The 21,797-nt window shown below is 73.6% G+C and carries 21 protein-coding genes; 8 read left to right on the top strand and 13 right to left on the bottom strand.

The window, feature by feature from the left end; all coding sequences use genetic code 11:
• Nucleotides 1-60 precede the first annotated feature (60 nt).
• Together LCD33_RS16265 and LCD33_RS16260 are read right to left on the bottom strand one after the other, a co-directional pair.
• Entirely contained in the window at nt 61-720 is a 660-nt protein-coding gene (locus LCD33_RS16265) for a response regulator transcription factor (RefSeq protein ID WP_224960076.1), read from the bottom strand.
• A gap of 31 nt (nt 721-751) precedes the next feature.
• A complete protein-coding gene (locus tag LCD33_RS16260; protein WP_224967332.1) occupies nt 752-2,476 on the bottom strand; it encodes a histidine kinase in 1,725 nt (574 codons plus the stop codon).
• 179 nt (nt 2,477-2,655) lie between these two features.
• On the opposite strand from LCD33_RS16260, the gene LCD33_RS16255 reads away from it, so the two are divergent.
• Complete coding sequence (locus LCD33_RS16255; RefSeq protein ID WP_224967333.1) at nt 2,656-3,324, top strand: ABC transporter ATP-binding protein; 669 nt, start codon at nt 2,656-2,658, stop codon at nt 3,322-3,324.
• Nucleotides 3,325-3,418: 94 nt separating this feature from the next.
• Entirely contained in the window at nt 3,419-3,562 is a 144-nt protein-coding gene (locus tag LCD33_RS16250; protein ID WP_224967334.1) for a hypothetical protein, read from the top strand.
• 60 nt (nt 3,563-3,622) lie between these two features.
• Here LCD33_RS16250 and trmB read toward each other — a convergent pair whose 3' ends face one another.
• Together trmB and LCD33_RS16240 are read right to left on the bottom strand one after the other, a co-directional pair.
• On the bottom strand, nt 3,623-4,336 hold the full coding sequence (gene trmB, locus LCD33_RS16245) for a tRNA (guanosine(46)-N7)-methyltransferase TrmB (protein ID WP_224967335.1): 714 nt from the start codon (nt 4,334-4,336) through the stop codon (nt 3,623-3,625).
• 37 nt (nt 4,337-4,373) lie between these two features.
• Nucleotides 4,374-4,943, bottom strand: coding sequence for a hypothetical protein (locus LCD33_RS16240; protein WP_224960084.1), 570 nt, complete (start codon nt 4,941-4,943; stop codon nt 4,374-4,376).
• Nucleotides 4,944-5,167: 224 nt separating this feature from the next.
• On the opposite strand from LCD33_RS16240, the gene LCD33_RS16235 reads away from it, so the two are divergent.
• Nucleotides 5,168-5,632: a universal stress protein gene (locus tag LCD33_RS16235; RefSeq protein ID WP_224960085.1), complete on the top strand. Its 465-nt coding sequence runs from the start codon at nt 5,168-5,170 to the stop codon at nt 5,630-5,632.
• A 448-nt stretch (nt 5,633-6,080) separates the two neighbouring features.
• Here the strand turns inward: LCD33_RS16235 and LCD33_RS16230 are convergent, their stop codons facing one another.
• The 7 genes from LCD33_RS16230 to LCD33_RS16200 all read right to left on the bottom strand — a co-directional run bounded on the left by LCD33_RS16230 (nt 6,081) and on the right by LCD33_RS16200 (nt 13,071).
• On the bottom strand, nt 6,081-6,806 hold the full coding sequence (locus tag LCD33_RS16230; protein ID WP_224967336.1) for a hypothetical protein: 726 nt from the start codon (nt 6,804-6,806) through the stop codon (nt 6,081-6,083).
• Nucleotides 6,803-7,753 (bottom strand): ABC transporter ATP-binding protein, encoded by a 951-nt coding sequence (locus tag LCD33_RS16225; protein ID WP_224967337.1) that lies wholly within the window; start codon nt 7,751-7,753, stop codon nt 6,803-6,805. Before LCD33_RS16225 ends, LCD33_RS16230 begins: the two co-directional genes overlap by 4 nt.
• A 183-nt stretch (nt 7,754-7,936) precedes the next feature.
• Nucleotides 7,937-8,737: an HAD family hydrolase gene (locus LCD33_RS16220; protein ID WP_224961302.1), complete on the bottom strand. Its 801-nt coding sequence runs from the start codon at nt 8,735-8,737 to the stop codon at nt 7,937-7,939.
• Nucleotides 8,738-8,838: 101 nt separating this feature from the next.
• Nucleotides 8,839-9,495 carry a response regulator transcription factor gene (locus LCD33_RS16215; RefSeq protein ID WP_224961300.1) on the bottom strand — a complete coding sequence of 219 codons (657 nt, stop codon included), beginning with the start codon at nt 9,493-9,495 and terminating at the stop codon, nt 8,839-8,841.
• 75 nt (nt 9,496-9,570) lie between these two features.
• Nucleotides 9,571-10,671 (bottom strand): glycosyl transferase, family 39, encoded by a 1,101-nt coding sequence (locus LCD33_RS16210; protein WP_224967338.1) that lies wholly within the window; start codon nt 10,669-10,671, stop codon nt 9,571-9,573.
• Between the two features lie 675 nt (nt 10,672-11,346).
• The gene (locus LCD33_RS16205; RefSeq protein WP_224978010.1) at nt 11,347-12,552 is read right to left on the bottom strand and encodes a histidine kinase; all 1,206 of its coding nucleotides are present in this window, start codon (nt 12,550-12,552) and stop codon (nt 11,347-11,349) included.
• A gap of 108 nt (nt 12,553-12,660) precedes the next feature.
• The gene (locus tag LCD33_RS16200; RefSeq protein ID WP_224961295.1) at nt 12,661-13,071 is read right to left on the bottom strand and encodes a hypothetical protein; all 411 of its coding nucleotides are present in this window, start codon (nt 13,069-13,071) and stop codon (nt 12,661-12,663) included.
• Nucleotides 13,072-13,268: 197 nt separating this feature from the next.
• Between LCD33_RS16200 and LCD33_RS16195 the strand changes: the two genes are divergently transcribed.
• Both LCD33_RS16195 and LCD33_RS16190 read left to right on the top strand, forming a co-directional pair.
• Entirely contained in the window at nt 13,269-14,765 is a 1,497-nt protein-coding gene (locus LCD33_RS16195) for a dynamin family protein (protein ID WP_224961307.1), read from the top strand.
• A gap of 151 nt (nt 14,766-14,916) precedes the next feature.
• A complete protein-coding gene (locus LCD33_RS16190; RefSeq protein ID WP_224961293.1) occupies nt 14,917-15,255 on the top strand; it encodes a nucleotide exchange factor GrpE in 339 nt (112 codons plus the stop codon).
• On the opposite strand, the gene LCD33_RS16185 is transcribed toward LCD33_RS16190, so the two are convergent.
• On the bottom strand, nt 15,215-15,415 hold the full coding sequence (locus LCD33_RS16185) for a hypothetical protein (protein ID WP_224961291.1): 201 nt from the start codon (nt 15,413-15,415) through the stop codon (nt 15,215-15,217). The two genes, LCD33_RS16190 and LCD33_RS16185, sit on opposite strands and share 41 nt — an antisense overlap.
• A gap of 371 nt (nt 15,416-15,786) precedes the next feature.
• Between LCD33_RS16185 and LCD33_RS16180 the strand changes: the two genes are divergently transcribed.
• Nucleotides 15,787-17,658, top strand: coding sequence for a dynamin family protein (locus LCD33_RS16180; protein ID WP_224961289.1), 1,872 nt, complete (start codon nt 15,787-15,789; stop codon nt 17,656-17,658).
• 4 nt (nt 17,659-17,662) lie between these two features.
• On the opposite strand, the gene LCD33_RS16175 is transcribed toward LCD33_RS16180, so the two are convergent.
• A complete protein-coding gene (locus LCD33_RS16175; RefSeq protein WP_224967340.1) occupies nt 17,663-18,604 on the bottom strand; it encodes an NADP-dependent oxidoreductase in 942 nt (313 codons plus the stop codon).
• 125 nt (nt 18,605-18,729) lie between these two features.
• On the opposite strand from LCD33_RS16175, the gene LCD33_RS16170 reads away from it, so the two are divergent.
• A complete protein-coding gene (locus tag LCD33_RS16170; RefSeq protein ID WP_224961285.1) occupies nt 18,730-19,437 on the top strand; it encodes a DUF6802 family protein in 708 nt (235 codons plus the stop codon).
• Nucleotides 19,438-19,842: 405 nt separating this feature from the next.
• Nucleotides 19,843-21,663, top strand: a complete 1,821-nt coding sequence (locus LCD33_RS16165; RefSeq protein WP_224961283.1) for a phosphoenolpyruvate carboxykinase (GTP) — start codon at nt 19,843-19,845, stop codon at nt 21,661-21,663.
• The last annotated feature ends 134 nt before the right edge of the window (nt 21,664-21,797 follow it).

Here is a 21,797-nt window from a genome sequence, read left to right as displayed (position 1 = left end):
GCACGAAGTCCACTGTGGACATACCGGTGCGGTGCGACCGGCCCGCTCACCCGCGGGTGATCAGTCCTCCATGAGACCGCTGCGCCACGCCCACGACGCCGTCTCCACCCGGTTCCGCGCGCCGATCTTCGTCTGCGCCGCCGCGAGGTGGGTCTTCACCGTGGACAGCGACATGAACAGCTCGCCGCCGATCTCCACGTTCGTCAGGCCGCGCGCGGTGGCCCGCACCACGTCCAGCTCCCGCTCGGTCAGCTCCTCCCGCAGCGGTTGCACCCCGCGCCGCGGCCGCTCCGGCGGCTTCGAGAAGTGCTGCAGCAGCCGCACCGTGATCTGCGGCGACACCAGCGCGTCCCCGCGCGAGGCCGCGTTGATCGCCTCGATCAGCAGCGCCGGACCCGCGTCCTTGAGCAGGAAGCCGCTCGCCCCGTTCGCCAGCGCCGAGGCCACGTACTCGTCCAGGTCGAAGGTGGTCACCACGACCACCTTGATCGGGTCGGTGGCGTCCGGGCCCGCGAGCTGCTTGGTGGCCTCCAGGCCGTCCAGCCCGGGCATCCGGATGTCCATCAGACACACGTCCGGGCGCAGCTCCCGCGCCTTCTTCACCGCGTCGAGCCCGTTGGAGACGTCGGCGACGACCTCGATGCCGTCCTGCGACTCCAGGATCATCCGAAAACCGGCCCGCACCATCTCCTGGTCGTCCGCGATCAGCACCCGGATCATCGGTTTCCCCTCCTCGTCGTGCACCGCGCGCTCAGCCGGCGTCGCGTTCGGCCAGCGGGAGCCACGCCTCGACCCGCCAGCCGGCGTCCGGCACCGGTCCTGCGCTGAAGCGGCCGCCGAGCAGTTCGATCCGCTCGCGCATGCCGACGAGACCGTATCCTCCGGAGCCACCCGCCGGTGCGGCGCGGCTGCCGGAACCGTTGTCGGTGACGCGGATGTGCACGTGCTCCTGCGGAGACCGCACCACCACCTGGATCTCGGTGGCGTCCGGGGCGTGCTTGCCCGCGTTCGTCACCGACTCCTGCACCAGGCGCAGCGCGGAGCGGGCGACCTCCTGCGGCACCTCCTGGTCCAGTTCGACCCGCAGCGACACCTTCGGGCCAGCGCCCTCGGCGAGCGCGGTGAGGTCGGCGGCGAGGTCGGTGGTGGCCTGCTCGGTGGCGCCGCTGGTCCCCGCGGGTTCCGCGCCGCGCATGCTCGCCACCAGCCTGCGCATCGCCACCAGCGCTTCGGTGCCGCTGCCCGCGATGCGCTCCATCGCCTCCACGGCCGCCTCCGGTTTCTGCGCGGCCACCATCTGCGCGGCCTGCGCCTGCACCACGATCCCGGTGACGTGGTGGGCGACCACGTCGTGCAGCTCCCTGGCCAGCGCCAGCCGTTCCGCCTGCTGCGCCTGCTCCACCGCGCTCTCCACCGTGCGAGTCCTCTCCCCATCCCTGGCCCGGAAGTACAGCCCGGAACCGACGGCCAGCACCAGCAGCAGGCCACCCAGCATCAGCAGGTCCAGCGCGTAGCCGCGGCCCCAGAAGAACGGGCTGTCGGGGACCACCGCCGCCGCCACCAGCACCGCGCCGACCAGCACCGAACCGCCGAGCACCGCCCGCCGCCTGGGGGCGTAGCGGACCAGGTACGCCATCATCAGCATCCCGGCCGCGACCGCCGTCACCGGAACGTCGTCCATCAGCCCGGCGTGCGTCGGCCAGTTCCCGACCACCCGGGCCGCGCCGCCCATGCACAGCGCCCCGGTCGCGCCCAGCAGCGTGATCTCCACCGGTCGCAGCGGCGTCAGCACCGACAGCGCGGCCAGCACCAGCGACCCCAGCAACGGCACCAGGCTTTCCGCCGTCCCCTCGAACGCGGTCCCGGTGTCCAGGAACAGCAGCACCGACAGCGCGGCGATCATCGGCCACTGGCGGCGCAGCAGCTCCCGCAGCGGCGTCGAGGTCGTGCTGAGCTGCCAGCCGCGCACGTACGTCCCGGTGCCCACCGCCAGCATCAGCTGCAGCACCCCGAGGGCGACGAACTGCCCGCCCGCGGAGGGCATGTTCCCGCGCAGGTACACCGAACCGATGCACGCCAGCACGAGCCCGGCGGTGACCGGCAGCGCCTTCATCGGCGGCAACCGGCGGTGCGCGAACAGCACCAGCAGCATCAACGCCAGGTTCTCGGTGGCCAGGATCGCGTCCAGCCCCACCGAGGGCGGTGCGGCGCCGGCGATCCGGATCACCGCGCTGGACAGCACCAGCACGGCCGCGGCGGCGGCCGAGCACACCACCGGATGCCGGCGCCCCCGCACCGCCAGCAGCGCGAGCAGCGCGGCACCGGGCAACGCGATCGGCGCGGTGCCGCCGTGCTGGATCAGCAGCACCACGTCCGCGGAACACGACAACGTCATCAGCGCGGCGAGGAACCACGGCGCCCGCAGGAGACGACCGAGTCGCTGCGCCGACATCTCGGGCGTCGGGCTGGAACTCACGACGCGACCCTAATCCCCGGTACCCGCGGGAGGGCCCGGCCGAATGGTCCGAAACCTCGCCCGATCGGACATCGAACGGTGTCCGCCCGACCGACGCGCCGCACCGCCACCGCACGAGAACGTGTTCTCCGGAAGCGCAGTGGCGGCCGGTGCGGACCGGCCGGCGGAAGGAGATCGCGGTGGCGGCTGCACCGGAACACCCCTCGACGGCCCTGCTGGAGGCGCGGAACCTGACCACGTTCCCGCAGCTGTTCGGCGTGGACTTCGCACTGGCCCGCGGAACGGTCGCCGCGCTCGACGGCCCGTCCCGCGAGCCGAAGACGTGGTTGCTGCAGGTGCTCGCCGGACTGCGCCGCCCGGACGCGGGGGCGGTGCTGTTCGACGGGGTGCGCATCGACGAGCTCGGCGATCACGAGCTGCGGGAGGTGCGGCAGCGCCGCTTCGGGTTCCTGTTCGCCGACGGGATGCTGGTCCCCGAGCTGACCACCGCGGAGAACTGCGCGCTGCCGCAGATGCTGGCCGGGGCCGACCGGGCCGCGGCGATGGACCGCGCCGCGGGGATGCTGCGCGACTTCGGCCTGGAGCGGGTGCGGGACCGCTTCCCCGGGCAGCTCTCCGCCGCCCAGGCGGAACGGCTGACCGTGGCGCGGGCGATGGCCCACCGGCCCAGCGTGATCTTCGCGGACTCCCCGGAGCTGACCGCGTCCACCACCGCCGAGCTGCTGGACGCGGCCCGCGCCCACGGCATCGCGGTGGTGCTGGCGACCGCGGACCCCGCGCTGCTCGCCCGCGCCGAGCAGGTGCTGCGGCTCGGCGAGCGCGCGCCGGAGCTCGCGGTCGCGGCTTGACCGGAAGTAGGAGGTGGACCGGCCGTTCGGCCGATCCGGCCGACCCGGCCGGGCGGTGAAGCTGGTGGGGATCGCCGACCCGGAGGTACCACCCATGCTGACCATCACCGCCACCGCGCTCGGCACCATCGGAGCGGTCGCCGTGCTGCTGCTGATGGCCGTGAGCTCGCTGCTGCCCGACGTCGTCGAGCACCGCGGCCGCGCCCTGCTCACCCCGAAGGTGCACGACGCGGCCTGACCACCGCCGCACCGCCCGCGCACCCCGCCCGTCGGCGGCGGAGCGACCGGGCCCGCGCGGTCAGACCCGGTCGAAGATCAGGTCGTGGATCTCCCGGCCCTCGTCGTGGGCGCGGCTCTCGAACTTGGTGACCGGACGCCACTCGGGCCGCGGAGCCCAGCCGCCCGGCTCGGCCGCGTACCGGTTGCGCAGCTCCGGTTCCGCCGAGCACACCTCCATCATCTGCTCGGCGTAGTTCTCCCAGTCCGTCGCCAGGTGCACGTACCCGCCGGGCGCGAGCCGGGAGGCGATCAGCGCGATCGTCTCCGGCTGCACCAGCCGCCGCTTGTGGTGGCGCTTCTTCGGCCACGGGTCCGGGAAGAAGATCCGCACCCCGGCCAGCGACCCCGGCGGCACGTGCTCGCGCAGCAGCACCACCGCGTCGCCGCGCAGCAGCCGCAGGTTCGACAGCTCCAGGTGCTCGGCGCGCAGCAGCAGCTGCGCCAGGCCCGGCTTGTAGACCTCCACGGCGAGGTGGTCGATCTCGGGCGCGGCGGCCGCGAGCTGCGCGGTGCTCTCACCCATGCCGGAACCGATCTCCAGCACCAGCGGGGCCTCGCGCCCGAACCAGGTCGCCGCGTCCAGCGGCCCGGCGGGCAGCGCGTCCACCGAGTCGCCCATCGAGGGCCAGTGCCGGTCCCACGCCCGCTGCTGGCCGACGGTCATCCGCTCGCCGCGCTGGACGTAGCTGACGATCGTGCGCCGGTGCTGGACCTGCTGGTCAGAAGTGCTCATCGAGAGGTGAGTATCGCAAACCCGCCGGGCAGGGCCGCTACCAGGATTCGACGACCGGCAGCGCGGCGAGCAGCCCGCCGGTGCCGCTGAGCGGCAGCGGCGGCGGCGGACCGTCGGTGTGGGCGGCGACGACCTCGACCCAGCCGGGGTGGTCGTCGGTGAGCGCGACGGTCGTCGGCGCGTGCCTGGTGCCGCGTTCGGAGGGCGCGTACTCCCAGTACCCGGTCTCGCCGGTGCCCGCCCACGGCACGAACACCCAGCCGTCGCGGCTGGTCAGCAGCCGGTGCACGTCGTCCTCGAAGGCGAACCCCTCGGCTCGGGAGGACAGCTCGCCGCGGTCCAGCGCCCGCAGCCACCACGGGGCGGGCAGCCTGCTCGCCGAGCCGTGCAGCTTGCGGTAGAGGTCGAGGACCTTCTGCTCCGCGGCGGTGTGGATCCAGCTCCGGCGCAGCGAGGCGGGAGCGGCGGCTTCGGCCACCACGGGGTGCGCCTCCGTGGCCAGCGACCACTCCAGCCGGGGAACCGGTTCGAGGAGCACGTCGGTCTGGTCGCGCCGGAAGCGCGGCGGGTCGCGCCGCTCCGGCGAGCACTCGGTCGAATGCACCATGGCCCACCTCTCTGCTGTTGGGGGGAAGCACGCGGACCGCTGTGGCGGTCCGACGTGGCGCATGCACCTCAGCGACGTTGGTGTGGAGGCACGCGTCCTGCCTTATCCATTACCACAGGCAGACGATCATGTGAAGTTTCCACCACGAGTTGTGAACCATCACATATCGGACTCGTTCGAGTGGTCGAGTCGACAGCGGGGCCGGAAGGCGGTGCAGTGGAGACGTGGAACGCACCGTGCAACAGGTCGAGGTGGACGGCGGGGTCGCCGTCGGCCTCGACGGGTCGCCGTCCTCGCTGCGCGCGCTGGACGTGGCCGCGCACGAGGCGGAGCTGCGCTCGGCGGTGCTGCACGTGGTGCGGGCGTGGAGCATGCGCACGGCGCCGCGGCCCGCGGACTGCCCACCGGGGGCGGTGCCGAGCATGGACGCCTACCAGCGATCGGTGGACGAGTCGGCGGAGCGGATCGTGCGGGACCGGCTGGGCGCGGAGCCCCGGATCCCGGTGCAGCGGCACATCGCGCACTCCCCGTCACCACAGGCGCTGCTGTCGGCTTCCCGCGGCGCGGACCTGCTGGTGGTGGGCCACCGCGGTCGCGGCGGCTTCGCCGGCCTGCTCCTCGGCTCGGTCGCCGAGCAGTGCGTCCGCCACGCGGCCTGCCCGGTCCTGGTGGTCCGGCCGGCCATCTGACGAAGTCCTCCGGCACTTGCCGCGCGCGGACGGCGCCTCCCGCGCGGAGGCGGTGGCGGACGCGGCGAAGGCGCGGCGGGACGGACCAAGATCAACGGGGAAAAGCACAGGGCCCGGGCCATCCCCCGAATGACAGCCCGGGCCCTCCCCCGTCCCGACCGCCGGCGCCCCCGAGCGCTGGTGCAGTCGGTCGATTCTGTTGTGCCGCACGGTCTTCGCGCCTCGCGAACGCTGGACCGCCCCGGAGGTGTCGAGCCGGGCCCGGCACCTTGGTCCCTGATCCGCCGCGGTCGGGTTCCGATGCCCCGGAGGACGGCCGATGGTGCGGCCGAAGCGGTTTCCGGTCGGAACTGCGATCACGGCTCGATCTTGCCGAGATCTTATCTTCCGGCGTGATCAGCCTCTCGGGCGGGCCGGGTAACGCCGTGGCGTCCGCCGCATCCGCCGCTCAGGCGTCCCGGCGCCGCACCGCGAAGATCGCCGCGCCGAGCGAGACCACCGCGAACGCCACGAAGTACGCCAGCGAGGCCCACGGCCCCAGCGGCACCGAGCTCGGGTCGTCGAAGGTCGTCAGGAAGCGGCTGCCGACGTTGAACGGCATCCACTGCACCAGGTCGGAACCGATGTTGGGGATGAGCGCGATGAGCGATTCGCCGAGCAGCACCCACACGATCAGCAGCGTCACCGCGCCCGCGGTCTGCCGCAGCAGCGTCCCGACACCGAGGGCGAGCACGGCGGTCACCGCGAACACCGGGCCGGCGCCCGCGACCTCGCGGATCCGGTCGGCGCTGTCCAGCGCCAGCTCGGGCCCGGGGGCGAGCAGCTGGGCGAGCCCCCAGGAACCGAAACCGGCCAGCTCGCCCAGCACGAAGCCGGTGACGCCGACGACGGCGGCCTTCGACAGCAGCACCGAGGCCCGGTCGGGCACGGCCTGGAACGTGGCGCGGATGGTGCCGAAGCGGTATTCGGTGGTGATCGCCAGCACGGCCATCACGAGCACGACCATCAGCCCGAACTGGTGGCCGGACATGGCCCCGCTGACGGAGAGTCCCTCGTCGGCGGAGGCGGCCATGGCACCGGTGAAGGCGATGGGCAGCCCGACGGCGAGCGCCGCGCACCACCAGGGCGACCGGGTGGAGAACAGCTTGGTGCGTTCCACGGCGAACAGCGTCATCGGGCGTCCCTCCCAGCGGTGGCGAGCGCGTCGCCGAAATCGGTCTGGTATTCCACGGCGTCCCCGGTGATCTGCATGAACGCCTCTTCGAGCGAGCCGCGCTGCGGGGACAGCTCGTGCAGCACGACGCCGTGCCTGGCGGCGATCTCGCCGACCCGGTCGCTCTCGGCGCCGGTGACGACGATCGTGTCGGGCGTCGTCGGGTCGGCGGGCTTCGCGAGGACGCCGTCGGCGGTGAGCAGGTCGCGCAGCCGCGCGGCCTGCGGGGAGCGGACGGTCAGCGAGGTGAGCCCGGCGCCCGCGACGAACTCGTCGGTGCTGCACTGGGCGATCAGCTCGCCCTTGCCGACCACGACGAGCTGCTCGGCGGTCAGCGACATCTCGGTGAGCAGGTGGCTGGAGACGAACACGGTGCGGCCCTCGTCGGCGAGCCTGCGCATGAAGCGGCGGATCCAGTGGATGCCTTCGGGGTCGAGCCCGTTGACCGGCTCGTCGAACAGCAGGATCTTCGGGTCGCCGAGCAGGGCGGCGGCGATGCCGAGCCGCTGCGACATGCCGAGGGAGAACCCGCCGGCGCGCTTCCCCGCGACCTCGCCGAGCCCGACCATGTCGAGGACCTCGTCGACGCGGCTGACCGGGATCCGGTTGGACCGGGCGAGCCAGCGCAGGTGGGCGTGCGCGGAACGGTTCGGGTGCACCCACTTGGCGTCGATGAGCGCGCCGACGGTGCGCAGCGGTTCGCGCAGCTCGCGGTACTGCTTGCCGTCGACGCGCACGGTGCCCGAGGTCGGCCGGTCCAGGCCGAGGATCATGCGCATCGTGGTGGACTTGCCCGCGCCGTTGGGGCCGAGGAAGCCGGTGACGGTGCCGGGTCGCGCGGTGAACGACAGGTCGTTGACCGCGACCTTCGATCCGTACCGCTTGGTGAGGCCTTCCGCCTCGATCATGGTGACCTCCGAGTGCTGGGCGCGCCTCGGCGGTGGTCCGGGCGCCGAGGTGAACTCTGCCCGGTGCGGCGGGTCCGGCACCTCGGTCGTCCGGCCACGGCGGCTGAGCCGTTCGGCCCGTTCCGGCAGGTGCTCGCGTAGTTCTTGCGTACTACCCGCGGGCCGTTCGACCAGCCGTCGCGCTCAGGGGAACCAGCGGGCGAGCGCGGCGACCACGCCGTCCTCGGTGACGGGTCCGGTGACCTCGGTGGCGGCGGCGCGCACCTCGTCCGGGGCCTGGCCCATCGCGACGCTGTGCGCGGCCCAGCGCAGCATCTGCACGTCGTTGGTGCCGTCACCGGCCGCGAAGGTGTCCTCGGTGGACACTCCGAGCTCGGTGCGCAGCTTCTCCAGCGCGGCGCCCTTGGTGACGCCGGCGGGCACCACCGTCACCCACGGTTCGTAGTGGTCGATGGTGGTGGTGCAGCCGGGGAGCTCGGCGTCGGCAAGCGCGTCGAAGACCTCCTGCGGCGCGTGGTCCTCCCAGTTCGCGATGAGCCGCGGCACGGGTGCCGAGACCAGTTCGTCGAGGGAGGCGAGCCGCTGCGGCCCGTGCAGCTGGTACTCGCGGAACGGGCTGGTGACGAGGCTGCCGGTGCCGACCTGCTCGACGGCGTAGGACGCCCCGGGCAGCAGCGGCGCGAGGCGCGCGTGCACCGGAGCGGGATCGAACGTCTCCACGGCCAGCGCGTCGCCGGTGGCGGCGTCGAGCAGCACCGCGCCGTTGGAGCACAGCGCGACCCCACCGGTGAGGCCGAGTTCGCGCAGCACCGGCACCGTGCCGAGCATGCTGCGCCCGGTGGCGATCACGACGTGCGCGCCCGCGGCCGCGGCGCGGCGGACCGCGTCCCGCACCGGTGGCGAGATGGTCTGCGAGTCGGGGTCGAGCAGCGTTCCGTCCACGTCGAGCGCGACGAGCCTGGGCTTCCATGCGGGATCGGGCACGCCGCCCAGGCTAGCCGTCCACCAGCGCGAACGGACCGACCCGGCGGACGGCCGCGCACCTCGCCCGGATCTCGCGCGGCGGGGCCGCGCAGGGCGGGGCCTCAGCGTTCGCCGAGGCGGACCAGGCCGGTCTCGTAGGCGACGATCACCGCCTGCACCCGGTCCCGGACGCCGAGCTTCGCCAGCACCCGGCCGACGTGGGTCTTCACGGTGGCTTCGGAGACGTGCAAGGTCGCGGCCAGCTCCTGGTTGTTGAGCCCCTTGCCCACCAGCGCCAGCACTTCGCGCTCCCGCTCGGTCAGCACGTCGAGCGCGGCGCGGTCCCGGGCGCCGGCGGTGGAGGTGTCCAGGAACCGCTCCAGCAGCCGCCGGGTGACGCTGGGCGCGACGACCGCGTCGCCGACCGCGACGGACCGCACCGCCGCGACCAGGCCGCTCGGCTGGATGTCCTTGAGCAGGAATCCGCTCGCGCCACCGCGGAGCGCGGCCAGGGAGTACTCGTCCAGGTCGAACGTGGTGAGCACCAGGACCTTCGCGTCGCAGTCGGCGGTGATCAGCCGGGTCGCCTCGATGCCGTCCAGCACCGGCATCCGCACGTCCATCAGCACCACGTCCGGGTCGAGCCGCCGGGCGAGCCGCACGGCCTCCGCACCGTCCCCGGCATCGCCCACGACCTCGATGTCCTGGTGCGCGTCGAGCACCATGCGGAACCCCATGCGCATCAGTTCCTGGTCGTCGACGAGCAGCACCCGGATCATGGCCACCAACCCTAAGCGCCCGGAGGGCGCAGGGACCCGGTTCCCGGATGATCTCCGTGACAACCCTCGCGGGCCCTACCCGTCCGCGGCGACCGCGGGCGGCGCGCCGGACGGCGTCCCGTCGTGCCGGAGCCCGATGTGCCACAGGTCGCGCCAGAGCAGCTCCCACGGCCGCCGGGGCTCCGACACCACCCACACGGGAGTGCCCTCGTACAGCGACGGCAGGCCGGTGCGCACCGTGTCCGCGCGCCGCACGGAACCGAAGTGGCGCAGGAGGAAGTCCCGCCGTCCGCCCACGTAGATCGCGCTCCGGACGTGCTCGGCGGGCCTGCCGAACGCCCAGTACCCCCGGCTCGCGCTGTGGACCTCGGTGCGGCCGTAGTGGTGCACCGCGCTCGCCACCCAGTAGTCCTCGGCGATCACCGGTGCCGCGTGCTCGCGGGCGTTGCGCTCGACGATCGCGGTGAGCTCCGGCCAGCCCACGCTGCCGGTGCCCACCAGGTCGAACCGCGGGATCAGCGCGACCGGCAGCACCGGCAACGTCGCCACGACCGCGACCAGCGCGGAGACCGCGTACAACCGCGCGGAGAACCACCGCGCCCGGAGCTGCACGGCACCGACCGCGAACAGCAGCCCGTACGCGCCCGCCAAGTAGTACGGCCGCGATTCCGTCAGCGCCACCAGCACGGCCACCCCGAGGACCGTCCAGCCGAGGAAGCGGTACGGCCGCAGCTCCGGCGCGCGCAGCAACCGCCAGCAGCCGAAGCACACCAGCACTCCGCCGGGAATTCCCGCGCACAGCACCACGGCGGGCAGCAGGAGCACGCCGAAGGAGCTCTCCGCGGCGACGGCCTCGCCCATGCTCAGCTGCGGCCAGCCGTGGGTGGCCTGCCACCACAGCGTCGGCGCCGCGGTGAGCAGCGCGCCCGCCGCACCGGCCCACAGCAGCGGGCGGCGCAGCAACGACCGCGGCCCGGTGCACAGCAGCACCAGCCCCAGCACCAGCCACAGCACCGGGATCAGCAGCTTGACCTGCATCGCCAGGGCCGTGCAGGCGCAGGCCGCGAGCAGCAGCCGATCCTGCCGCACGCCCTGCTCGCGCAGCCGCACCCAGCGGACCAGCGGCCACAGCACCGCGGTCCACAGCACCGGGTCGAAGGAGACGGTGGCGAGCATGTGCCCGCCCCCAGCGTCTGCCCGGCGACCGCCCAGGCCCCGCCCGCCAGCAGCTGCGCCCGGCGATCACCGCCGAGCTCCCGCGCGAGCAGGGCCGTCAGCACGACCCCGGCGCCGGCCGCGAGCGCAGGCAGCAGCCGCAGCGCGAGCAGCGAACCGGGGAACGCGGTGTCGGCGAGCAGCGCGATCAGCGGCACCAGCGGGGGCTGGTCAACGTACCCCCAGTCCAGGTGGTGCCCGGCGGCGAGGAAGTACAGCTCGTCGGCGTAGATCCCGTAGCGGCCGCTGGTGAGCAGCAGCACCCCGGTCACGGCGGCGGCGATCAGCAGCAGCGGCCGGGTGGCGAGCGCGGGCAGCGCGGACGGCGCGGCGGCGGTACTCGGTGCGGGCGGGGGAACGAGGCGCGAACGCTCGTCGAGTGCGGGCGGCATGACCACTTCCCGGTTCGGGGCTCGGACCGGCCCAGACTCCGGCGCGGACCGCTGCGCGCGCGTCCGCCTGAGCGTTGAACCCGGCACCGCCGCACGTCCCACCGGGGTAGGACGTCAGGTCATCCCGGCGACGCAGGGCGCCCGGCCGGCGGCCTGGGGGATTCGTCGACGAGTGGCCGAATCCCCGGCGACATGCCGACGGTCGGCCCGGTGGGACGTGCGGCGTTCGCGCCGGGACCGTCGATCAGTTCGGCGCAACCGCGTCGGAGCTCACCAGCGGCAGCACCGCGTGCACCCGCCAACCGCCCTCCGGCCGGGGTCCCGCGGTCAGCGCGCCGCCGTACAGCGCGGCCCGCTCGCGCATCCCGTCCAGTCCGTTCCCCTCGCCCGAGCCGGTTCCCGCGAGCGCGGCGGCCGAGGCCGACCCGTCGTCGCTGATCTCCAGCCCGACGGCGCGGCCGTCGTTGTCCACCCGCACGACCGCCGCTCCGCCGCCGTGCTTGAGCACGTTCGTCAGCGCCTCCTGCGCGATCCGGTACACGGCGAGGCCGAGCCCCGTCGGCAGGTCCTCGACGTCCCCGGAGAGTTCGAGCCGCACCGGCAGGTCCGGGTGCCGCACCCGGTCGACCAGTTCGCGCAGGCTCACCGACCCCGGCGGCGGGGGCCACGCCCCGCCCTCGGCCGGGTCGCGCAGCACCTCCAGCAGACCGCGCAGCTCGGCGAGCGCCGTCCGGCCCGTGTCGCCGATCGTGCGGGCCGCCCGCTCGGCGAGTTCGGGATCGGTGCGCAGCGCGTAGCTCGCCCCGTCGGCCTGCGCGATCATCACGCTGAGCGAGTGCGCGAGCACGTCGTGGATCTCGCGGGCGATGCGGTTGCGCTCCTCGGCGACGGCGAGGCGGGCGCGCCGGTCCCGCTCGGATTCCGCGCGCCGCAGCCGGTCCTCGACCTCCCGCAGGTGCGCGCGGCGGGCGGCGATGAACTCGCCGAGCGCCCAGAGCAATGCGGTGAGCAGCAGGTGGAACAGCGTCGCGCTGACCACCGCGAGCTCCGGCCACCCGGGCGGGAGCGGGCCGACGGCCACCAGTCCGGTCAGCACGACCAGGTTGAACGCCACGGCCAGCACGGCTCCGGCCCACCGGCGCCCGGCCACGACCAGCCCGTACAGCACCAGGAACACCGCTACCTGCCCCGGGTTGACCAACGGCCGCAGCGCCAGGACCACGTGCGTCCCGACCGCCCCGGCGAGGACTCCGGCCGCGGCGAGCAACGGGGCGCGGCGGCGCAACGCGACCGGCGCGCAGGCGAGCAGTTCGAGGTACGGGGGCAGTTCGCGCGGCCACAGGCCGTACGCGTCGGGTTCGGAGATCAGGAAGGCGACGAACAGCAGCGCCGCCGTCCACCCGTCCACGGCCGTCGGATGCGCCCGCGCCCACGCGCTCCAGTTCCGCACCGGCCCAGCGTAGGCGCGGAGCACCGCCGGATCGTCATCCTCGCGGCGCGTTCCCGTCATACCGGGGTCGTAGTCGAGCCCCCACCGGGAGCGGGGTCCGCGGCCGGGTCAGCCGGTGCCGGCGCGGGGTTCCGCGTCGAAGTGCCCGCTGGCCCGGGCGCTGATCTCCTCCTGCAGCGCCTTCTCCCGCTGCTTGGTGCGCAGCCGGGCGAGCAGCCAGATCGTGATGCCGTGCGCCACCGCCAGCACCAGCAGCAGCACGCCGACCCGGGTGATCAGGGCGTGGAACGGATCGCCGCCGCCCATCCGGACGGTGGACAGCAGAGCCAGCACGCCGAGCGTCGCCAAGTGGAACAGCACCGTGATCAGCTGGTTCGCCGAGTCCGCGACCTTGCCGTCCGGGTAGACCGCGGCGAGGTACGTGGTGCCGCTGCGGCGCAGCAGCCACCCGTCGACGAACACCAGCACGGTGCCGATGACCAGGAATGCGAGGGTGTAGCCGGTTCCCACGGGTATCACCGAATTCCGCTGTCGAGTGCGTTGTGCGCATGTCCGTGCACTCGCCGGGTTCCCGGACAGATCGTCGGGCAAACCGATCTCGGCGCCGGGTCGTGGCAGGATGGCCGCGATCACGGGCCGCGTCCAAGGAGGCAGGGGTGACTTCGCCGGTCGAGCAGCAGCGCTGGGCGGGTCCGCTGTCGGCGTCGGTCGCGCGGATGTGCGCGGGGTTGCGCGGCCAGGTGTGCGAGCGCACTGCGGCCGGTTTCGACGAGGTGCTGCACCGGATGTCCGCCCCGTTGCAGGTGGCGGTGGCCGGCCGGATCAAATCGGGCAAGTCGACGCTGGTGAACGCGATGATCGGCAGGCGGGTGGCGCCGACCGACGTCGGCGAGTGCACCCGGCTGGTGACCCGCTTCCAGTACGGCACGGTGGACCGGGTCGAGGTGGTGTTCCACGACGGGTCGAAGCAGGCGGTGCCGTTCGACACCGACGGCGGCATCCCGGCGGAGCTGGGAGTCGAGCTGGACCGGGTCTCGCACCTGGAGGCGTACCTGACGAACGCGGTGCTGCGCGACCTGACGGTGATCGACACCCCGGGCCTGGGTTCGCTGGACGCCGCGTCGGTGGCGCGGACCGAACAGCTGCTGGGCGCCCGCGAGCCGGGTGCGGACGACCTGGACCCGGTGTCGCGCAGCGCCGTCGCGGGTGCCGAGGCCGTGCTGTACGTGGTGACGCAGGCGGTGCGCGCCGACGACCAGCAGGCGCTGGACGCGTTCACCGCGGCCACCGCGAGCCGGGACGCGGGCCCGGCGAACGCGATCGCCGTGCTGAACAAGGCGGACACCGTCGAACCGGACTCGGTGCCGGGTTCCGGCGGCGAGGTGTGGCGGGCGGCGGAGGCGCTGGCCGCGGAGCAGGCCGCGCTGCTCGGGCCGCGGGTCGCGGAGGTGCTGCCGGTGATCGGCCTGCTCGCGGAGACCGCGGAGACCGGCGGGTTCGGCTCCGCGGACGCGGAGGCGCTGCGGGCGCTGGCGCAGCTGGACGAGGCGGACCGGCTGACGATGCTCATGTCGGCGGACCTGTTCACCGGCTGGGAGTGCGCGGTCCCGGAGCGGGACCGGGAGCGGCTGCTGGAGCGGCTGGACCTGTACGGGGTGCGGCGGGCGCTCGCGGTGCTCGCGGACGATCCGGAGATCACGGCGGGGAAGCTGCGCCGGGTGCTGCTGGACTGCTCGGGGCTGGCCGGGGTGCGGACGCGACTGGACGAGGTGTTCCGTGCGCGCGCCGACGGGATCAAGGCGGCGGCCGCGCTGGCCTCGGTGACGGCGTTGGCGCAGGCATCCGGTGACCCGGGCGAGCGGCAGCGGGTGCACGACGCGATCGAGGTGCTGCTGAGCAGGCGGGAGGCGCACCAGCTGCGGGTGTTGGAGGCGTTGACGCTGGTGACCTCGGACGCGGTGCGGTTGCCGGAGGATCTGGCGGCGGAGGTGCTGCGGATCGGTGGCAGCGCGGATCCCGGCTCCCAGCTGGGGATGGCCGGGCGGCCGCGGCACGAGCTCGTGCAGTTCGCGCTGGAGCGGGCGAGCTGGTGGCGGTCGTTCGCGTCGTTCGGCGCGACGCCCGCGCAGAGCCGCGTCGCGTTCGTGGTGCACCGGGCGTACTTCCTGATCTGGCAGCAGCTGCAGGCCGGTCAGGTGCCGGCGCCGGGCTGAACACCGGCGAGCGGCGAGCGGAGGGGACGCGGCGGTGCGGGACTGGCTTCGACGACGATCTTCACCTGATCGTGGAACCGAGCGGGCGACCACCGCGTCGGAACGGGGTGCGGAGGAACCCGCCGAACCGGACGCCGAGTTGGGGGCTGACATGACCGCCGTGCACATCGACCCGCTCGACCAGGCGCTGTCCGAACGCACCGAGCTGATCAGGCTGTGCCTGTACGCGCTCGACCGGGCTCGCAGCAGCGGCGTAGCCGAACGGCTGACCGAAGGGCTGGACGGGATCGGGGTGGTGCGGCTGCGCCCCGAGGGGCTGCCGTTCGACCCCTCCCGGCACGAGGCGGGCGGCACGGTGCCCACCGACGATCCCGCGTTGGACGGGATCGTCGCCGAGACCGAGGTCCCGGGCTTCGCCGACCGCGATCAGGTGCTGCGCACCCCGGTCGTCACCGTGTACCAGTGGCGCCCGGGACCAGCGGCGAGCTGAACCGGAACTCCGCGGACCGGGAGATCTTGCGGGTCCGCTCGCGGTCGGGGGCGCGCTCGGCGAGGTCGGGCAGCACCGAGCTCACCGACATCAGCAGCAGGACGGCGAGCGCGAGGACGAGTCCGATGACGGTGCCGAGAGTGGTGAGTGCGGTGAACATGGTGTTCCTCCTTGCCGGTGACTTCGCCCCGCAGTTCGAGGTGACACCAGAATCGCTGGTCACCCCCTCCGGCGGATCGGCCGTGCGGCTCGGCCGCTCTAAGCCCTCCGGCCAAGGACGAGCCGGGGCGCCCGGCCGTTCGGTCGAGGCCTCCGGACCCGGTGCGCGGGCGAACGGTCCGCCCGCCCCGATCCGGGTGGTCGTCGGCGGTGCGCCGGGCCCCGCGAGCTGGTCGGGTCGGGTGGACCGCGCGGGAAGCGGACCGGGCGCGCGCCGGTGGGCGGTACATTCACGCCCGCGCCGCGGCCGATCCGGGCCGGCGGCCCGGCCCGCGCCCAACGCGGTGCCCGAACGCAGCGACGGGAGTGCGCATGACTTCGGCCGGTCCGGCGACGACCGGGGTGCCCGTGGCGGCCACCGCCTTGCCCCAGCAGGTCAAGCAGACCAGGGACCGGTTGTTCGCCCTGCTGCGGGAGGTCGACCCGGACGCCGCGGACTGGGCGGACCGGGTGCGGCGCTCCCGGCCGCTGGTGCCGAGCGTCGTCGTGGTCGGGGAGACGAACCGCGGCAAGAGTTCCTTGGTGAACGCGCTCGTCGACGCCCCCGGACTGTCCCCTGTGGACGCTTCGGTGGCGACGTCGACGTACCTGGAGTTCCGGCACGGCGAGCGGTGGCGCGGCCTCGCCTGCTACCCGGCCGACGCGGAACCGGTGGAGTTCGCGGTGGCCGAGCTGCCCGCCTGGGCGTCCGCGCGGACGACGCCGCCCGAAGGCGCGCTCCCGCCGCGGCACCTGCGGATCGAAGCACCGCTGGACGTGCTGGCCGCGCTGACCGTCGTGGACACCCCCGGAGTCGGCGGCCTCGACTCGGTGCACGGGGAGCTCGCCGCCGAAGCCGCCTCCGCCGCGACCGCGCTGCTGTTCGTCGCCGACGCCTCCGCCCCGTTCACCCGCGGCGAGCTGGATTTCCTGCACGGCGCGGCGGATCGGGTGGAGACCGTGGTGTTCGCGCTCGCCAAGACGGACCAGCACCGCGGCTGGCGCCGGGTGCTGGAGGAGAACCGCGCGCTGCTGGCCGAGCACGCGCCGCGGTTCGCGGACGTGCCGATCCACCCGGTGTCGGCGCGGCTGTGGGAACTCGCCGCGCAGGCGCCGAACGAGCAGGCCGCCACCATGCTGCGGGAGCGGTCCGGGGTGGCCGAGCTGCGCTCCGCGCTGGAGCAGCTCGTCGGCGGCCGGGCCGCGATGCTCGGCGAGGCCAACACGATGCGCGCGCTGTCCACCGTGCTCGGCGAGCTGGCGGTGCGGCTGGCCGCCGAGCAGCGCGCGCTCACCGTCGGCGAGGACGAGGCCGAATCGCTGCGCGCCCGCCGCGACGAGCTCAGCGCCTCCCGCCGCTCCTCCACCCGCGGCTGGCAGCTGAAGCTGCGCGGCGAGATCCAGCGCACCCGCGTCGAGGTCAGCCACGAGGTGACCCGGCAGATGCGGGAGGTGCAGAGCTGGTTCCGCCGCGCCATCGACACCGCCGAGCACGGCGCGCTCACCGCCCTGCCGCACCAGGTGGACACCGCGCTGCAGATGGTGTCCTCGCGGGTGTCGGCGCTGCTGTCGGCGCGGCTGGCGAAGGTCGCCGAGGTGTCGCTGGCGGAGCTGTTCTCCGCGGAGGAGCTGGACGTGATCCGCTCCCAGTTCGCCCGCGGCGCGCAGTCGCCCATCGCGCTGCGGCCACCGGACAAGCGGGCGCCGACCGCCGAGGACAAGCTGCTGGTGTTCATGGGGATCTCCGGCGGCCTCGGGGTGGGCCGGGCGGCGGCGATGCCGCTGGCCGGGATCGGCGTGGGCGTGCTGAACCCGGTGGTGCTGCCGGTGACGATCGTGCTGGGGCTCGGCGCCGGGTGGTGGATGGCCCGCACCCGCAAGCACGCCGCGGACAAGCAGCACCTCAAGCAGTGGCTCACCGAGGCCATCGCGGACGCGCGCTCCGCCCTGGACCAGCTGGTGTCCGAGCAGCTCATCGAGGCGGAGCAGCAGCTGTCGCTGGCGCTGGACGACGCGCTGGGCAGGCGCATCGAATCGATCGAGGCGGAGCTGCGGGAGGTCGACAAGGCGCTGAAGATGGACGCCGCCGAGCGCAGCCGCCGGTTGCACACCGCCGAGCAGCGGCTCGCCGAGGCCCGCAGCGGCCGAGATCGCGCCGAGCACCTGCTCGGCGCGATCCGCGGGCTCCGCGACCGCGCCGAATGACGGATCAGGGCAGCAGCACCAGCTTCCCGCCCGGGTGGCCCTCGCTGAGGAGCCGGTGCGCCGCGGCGGCCTCGGCCAGCGGGAAGGTCCGCGCGATCGGCAGCTCCAGCCGCCCGGCGGCGGCCGCGGGCAGCAGCCGCTCCCACGCCGCCGCGCGGACCTCGGTGCCCGGGTCCGCGTCGGGACCGCCGCCGACGAGCCGGATCCCGTCCGAGGCGCGGTGGAACGCGGCGGCGCTGACGACCCGGTCCGGGGCGACGAGCGCCAGCGAGACGTCGATCGCCTCGTCGGTGCCGACGGTGTCGATCACGCCGGCGACGCCGTCCGGCGCGGCCGCGCGCACCCGCTCCAGCAGACCGTCCCCGTAGGACACCGGCACGATGCCGAGGCCACGCAGCCGCTCGTGCCGGGATTCGCCCGCGGTGCCCACGACCCGCGCTCCCGCGGCGATCGCGAGCTGGGCGGCGAGCACGCCCACCGCACCGGATGCGCCGTGCACCAGCACGGTCCGGCCCGCGACGTCGCCGAGCAGCGACAGCTGGTGCACCGCGGTGCCGCCCGCGAGCAGCAGGCCGGACGCGACCTCCCAGGACAGCCCGGCGGGTTTCGGGACGACGGAGCTCGCGGGCACGTCCACCTCGCTCGCCGAGGCGCCGGGCGCGGGGTGCACGACCACCTCGTCGCCGACCGAGATCGGACCGGCCTTCCCGGTGGCCCCCTCGCCGACGGCGGTGACCACGCCGGCGAGCTCGTTGCCCACGGGCAGCGGCAACCTCGCCGGGTCGGAGCCGAACGCTCCGCTGTAGAGCTTGTGGTCGATCGGGTTCACCCCGATCGCGCGGGCCTCGACCAGGACCCGGCCGGGACCGGGCGGGGCGACCTCGGCGTCGACGACGGACAGGACTTCCGGGCCACCGAAGGCGGTGGCGACGATGCGAACACCCATGTCCGCCGCAACACCGCCCGCACCGCCCGGATTCCCCACCGCCGCGCCGCATCCGGTGACGCGGGGGAACCGGACGGCTCTACGCTGCGTCGTAGCGCTGAGCCGAGGCCGAAGTGGGGGTCGAGATGTACATCGAGGAGACGGGTGCCGGGGACGGCGACATCAAGGTCACCGTCGAGGGCGTGGAGTACACCGCCGAGGCGAACTACGACCTCGACGGCGACGGCGTGGACGACGCGGTCACGATCCTGACCGAGGACGGCCACGTGGCCTACCTCGACGAGGACGCCGACGGCGCCGCCGAGGTGATGCAGACGGTGGACGCGGACGGCACCGTCGTCGGCCAGGCCCGCTACGACGCCGCCACCGGCGACTGGGTCGCCGAGCAGCCGGAGCAGCACCCCGGCGCGGCCGACCCGCGGCAGCGCGGCGGGGCACCCTTGGTCATCGACACCCCGGGCGGCGAGCAGCAGATCGGGCCCGCCACCGAGGACACCGACAACGACGGCCGCCCCGACACCGCGGTGGTCACCACGGAGCACGGGACGATGCTGGTGACCGACGTGGACGGCGACGGTTCCGCGGACCAGCTGGTGGAGATCGGGAACTCCGGCGAGGTCACCATCACCCACCACACCGGCGCCGGGGAGTGGACGGTCGTCGAGCAGGGCACCCTCGACCAGCACGGCCAGTACGTGCCCGCCCCGCACCCGGCGGCCGGTGCGACCGACGACGCGACCTGGACGTTCGGCGACCCGGAGCCGCCGGAGGCGCAGCAGGTCGCCCAGGAGCGGCCCACGACCTGCTCCGATTCGGACGCCGCCTGGAGCTGACGGTCCCGAGCGCTCGAATTCCTCCTATCCGGTGGAGTTCGGGCGCTGTTCGCATCCCGGTTCGGCGCGGGAACGGCACGAGATGTCCGCCCGGCCGTCATCTCCCGTTCGCGGGGCTGTCCGCTTCGCCGGAAATCCTTGGTCATCCACGCGCGGGGGCGACTGAATTTTCGTCTAGACCTGTGCTTCGCCGGGGTACTGAATCGATCCCCTTATCGTTCCTGTGAGAGAACCTACACAGCTGATCTCCATTGCGAGCGCCCGGCACCGTTAGCCTCGGTGCATCCCTTTCCAAGCTCCTCCCGTTCTGCGGGTGGGGCGAAGCATTCTCTGAACACGCCGGTGGCACCGCCGCCGCCGGACGAGCATTCCGGGCTGTGGCGCCCAGTCAGGAGACACGAAGCGATGACCGCCTTGACCATCCCAGGTCTCGACCAGGCACCCACCGACCACGCACGCCTGCTGTCGTGGGTGCGCGAGGTCGCCGAGCTGACCACGCCCGAGCGGGTGGTGTGGTGCGACGGCTCCCAGGAGGAATGGACGCGGCTGACCGACGAGCTGGTCGAGGCGGGCACCTTCACCCGGCTGGAGAAGAAGCCCAACTCGTTCTGGGCCGCCTCGGACCCGACGGACGTGGCGCGCGTCGAGGAGCGGACCTACATCTGCTCCCGGGAGCGCAAGGACGCGGGCGTCACCAACAACTGGATGCAGCCCGACGAGATGAAGGCGATCATGACCGAGCTCTACCGGGGCTCGATGCGCGGTCGCACCATGTACGTCATCCCGTTCTGCATGGGTCCGCTGGAGGCCGACGAGCCGAAGCTGGGCGTCGAGATCACCGACAGCGCCTACGTGGTGACCTCCATGCACATCATGACCCGGATGGGCGCGAAGGTCCTGGAGAAGCTGGGCAGCGACGGCGCGTTCGTACCCGCGCTGCACTCGGTGGGCGCCCCCCTGGAGCCCGGCGAGCAGGACGTCGCCTGGCCCTGCAACGACACGAAGTACATCACCCACTTCCCCGAGGAGCGGATGATCTGGAGCTTCGGCTCCGGCTACGGCGGCAACGCGCTGCTCGGCAAGAAGTGCTACTCGCTGCGGATCGCCTCCGCGATGGGCCGCGACGAGGGCTGGCTCGCCGAGCACATGCTGATCCTCAAGCTCACCTCGCCGGAGGGCAAGGTCCACTACGTGGCCGCCGCGTTCCCGTCGTCGTGCGGCAAGACGAACCTGGCGATGCTGCAGCCGACCATCCCCGGTTGGAAGGCGGAGACGCTCGGCGACGACATCGCCTGGATGCGCTTCGGCGAGGACGGCAGGCTGTACGCGGTGAACCCGGAGGCCGGTTTCTTCGGCGTCGCCCCGGGCACCGACGAGAACACCAACCCGAACGCGATGCGCACCATCGAGCAGGGCAACACGCTGTTCACCAACGTGGCCCTCACCGATGACAAGGACATCTGGTGGGAGGGCATGGGCGAGGCGCCCGCGCACCTCACCGACTGGAAGCAGCGGGACTGGACGCCGGACTCGGACGAGAAGGCCGCGCACCCGAACTCCCGCTACTGCACGCCGATGTCGCAATGCCCGATCCTCGCCGACGAGTGGGACGACCCGAACGGCGTGCCGATCTCGGCGATCCTGTTCGGCGGCCGCCGCAAGACGACGGTGCCGCTGGTGAACGAGGCGTTCGACTGGCAGCACGGCGTGTTCATGGGCGCCACCATGTCCTCGGAGACCACCGCCGCCGCCGCGGGCCAGGTCGGCGTGGTGCGCCGCGACCCGATGGCGATGCTGCCGTTCATCGGCTACAACGTCGGCGACTACTTCCAGCACTGGGTGAACATGGGCAAGTCGGCGGACGCGACGAAGCTGCCCCGGATCTTCTACGTGAACTGGTTCCGCCGCGACGAGTCCGGCAAGAAGATCGTGTGGCCGGGCTTCGGCGAGAACTCCCGCGTGCTCAAGTGGGTCGTGGACCGCATCGAGGGCAACGCGGCCGCCGAGGACACCGCGATCGGCCGGGTGCCGTCGGCCGACCAGATCGACCTGTCCGGCCTGGACACGCCGCGCGAGGACGTGGAGACCGCGCTGCACGTGGACGTGGAGGAGTGGAAGGCGGAGATCCCGCTGATCGAGGAGTGGTTCGCCACGATCGGTGCGGACCTGCCGAGCTCGGTGCAGGACGAGTTCGACGCCCTCAAGCAGCGCCTCGGCGTCGCCTGACCCGACACGACCCCGAGAAGGGGGGGGGGGGGGGGGGGGCCGCGCGCGCGGCGGGCGGGGGGGGGGGGGGGGGCCCCCCAACCCACAGACCAGGGGGGGCCGCGCCCCCCCCCCCCCGCGCGGGCGCCGGGGCG

It is taken from the genome of Saccharopolyspora sp. 7B (genome assembly GCF_020177435.1).
GTDB lineage: Bacteria > Actinomycetota > Actinomycetes > Mycobacteriales > Pseudonocardiaceae > Saccharopolyspora_C > Saccharopolyspora_C gregorii.
Note: the sequence above shows the minus strand (reverse complement) of the source record. Positions and strands in the feature narration are given on the sequence as shown.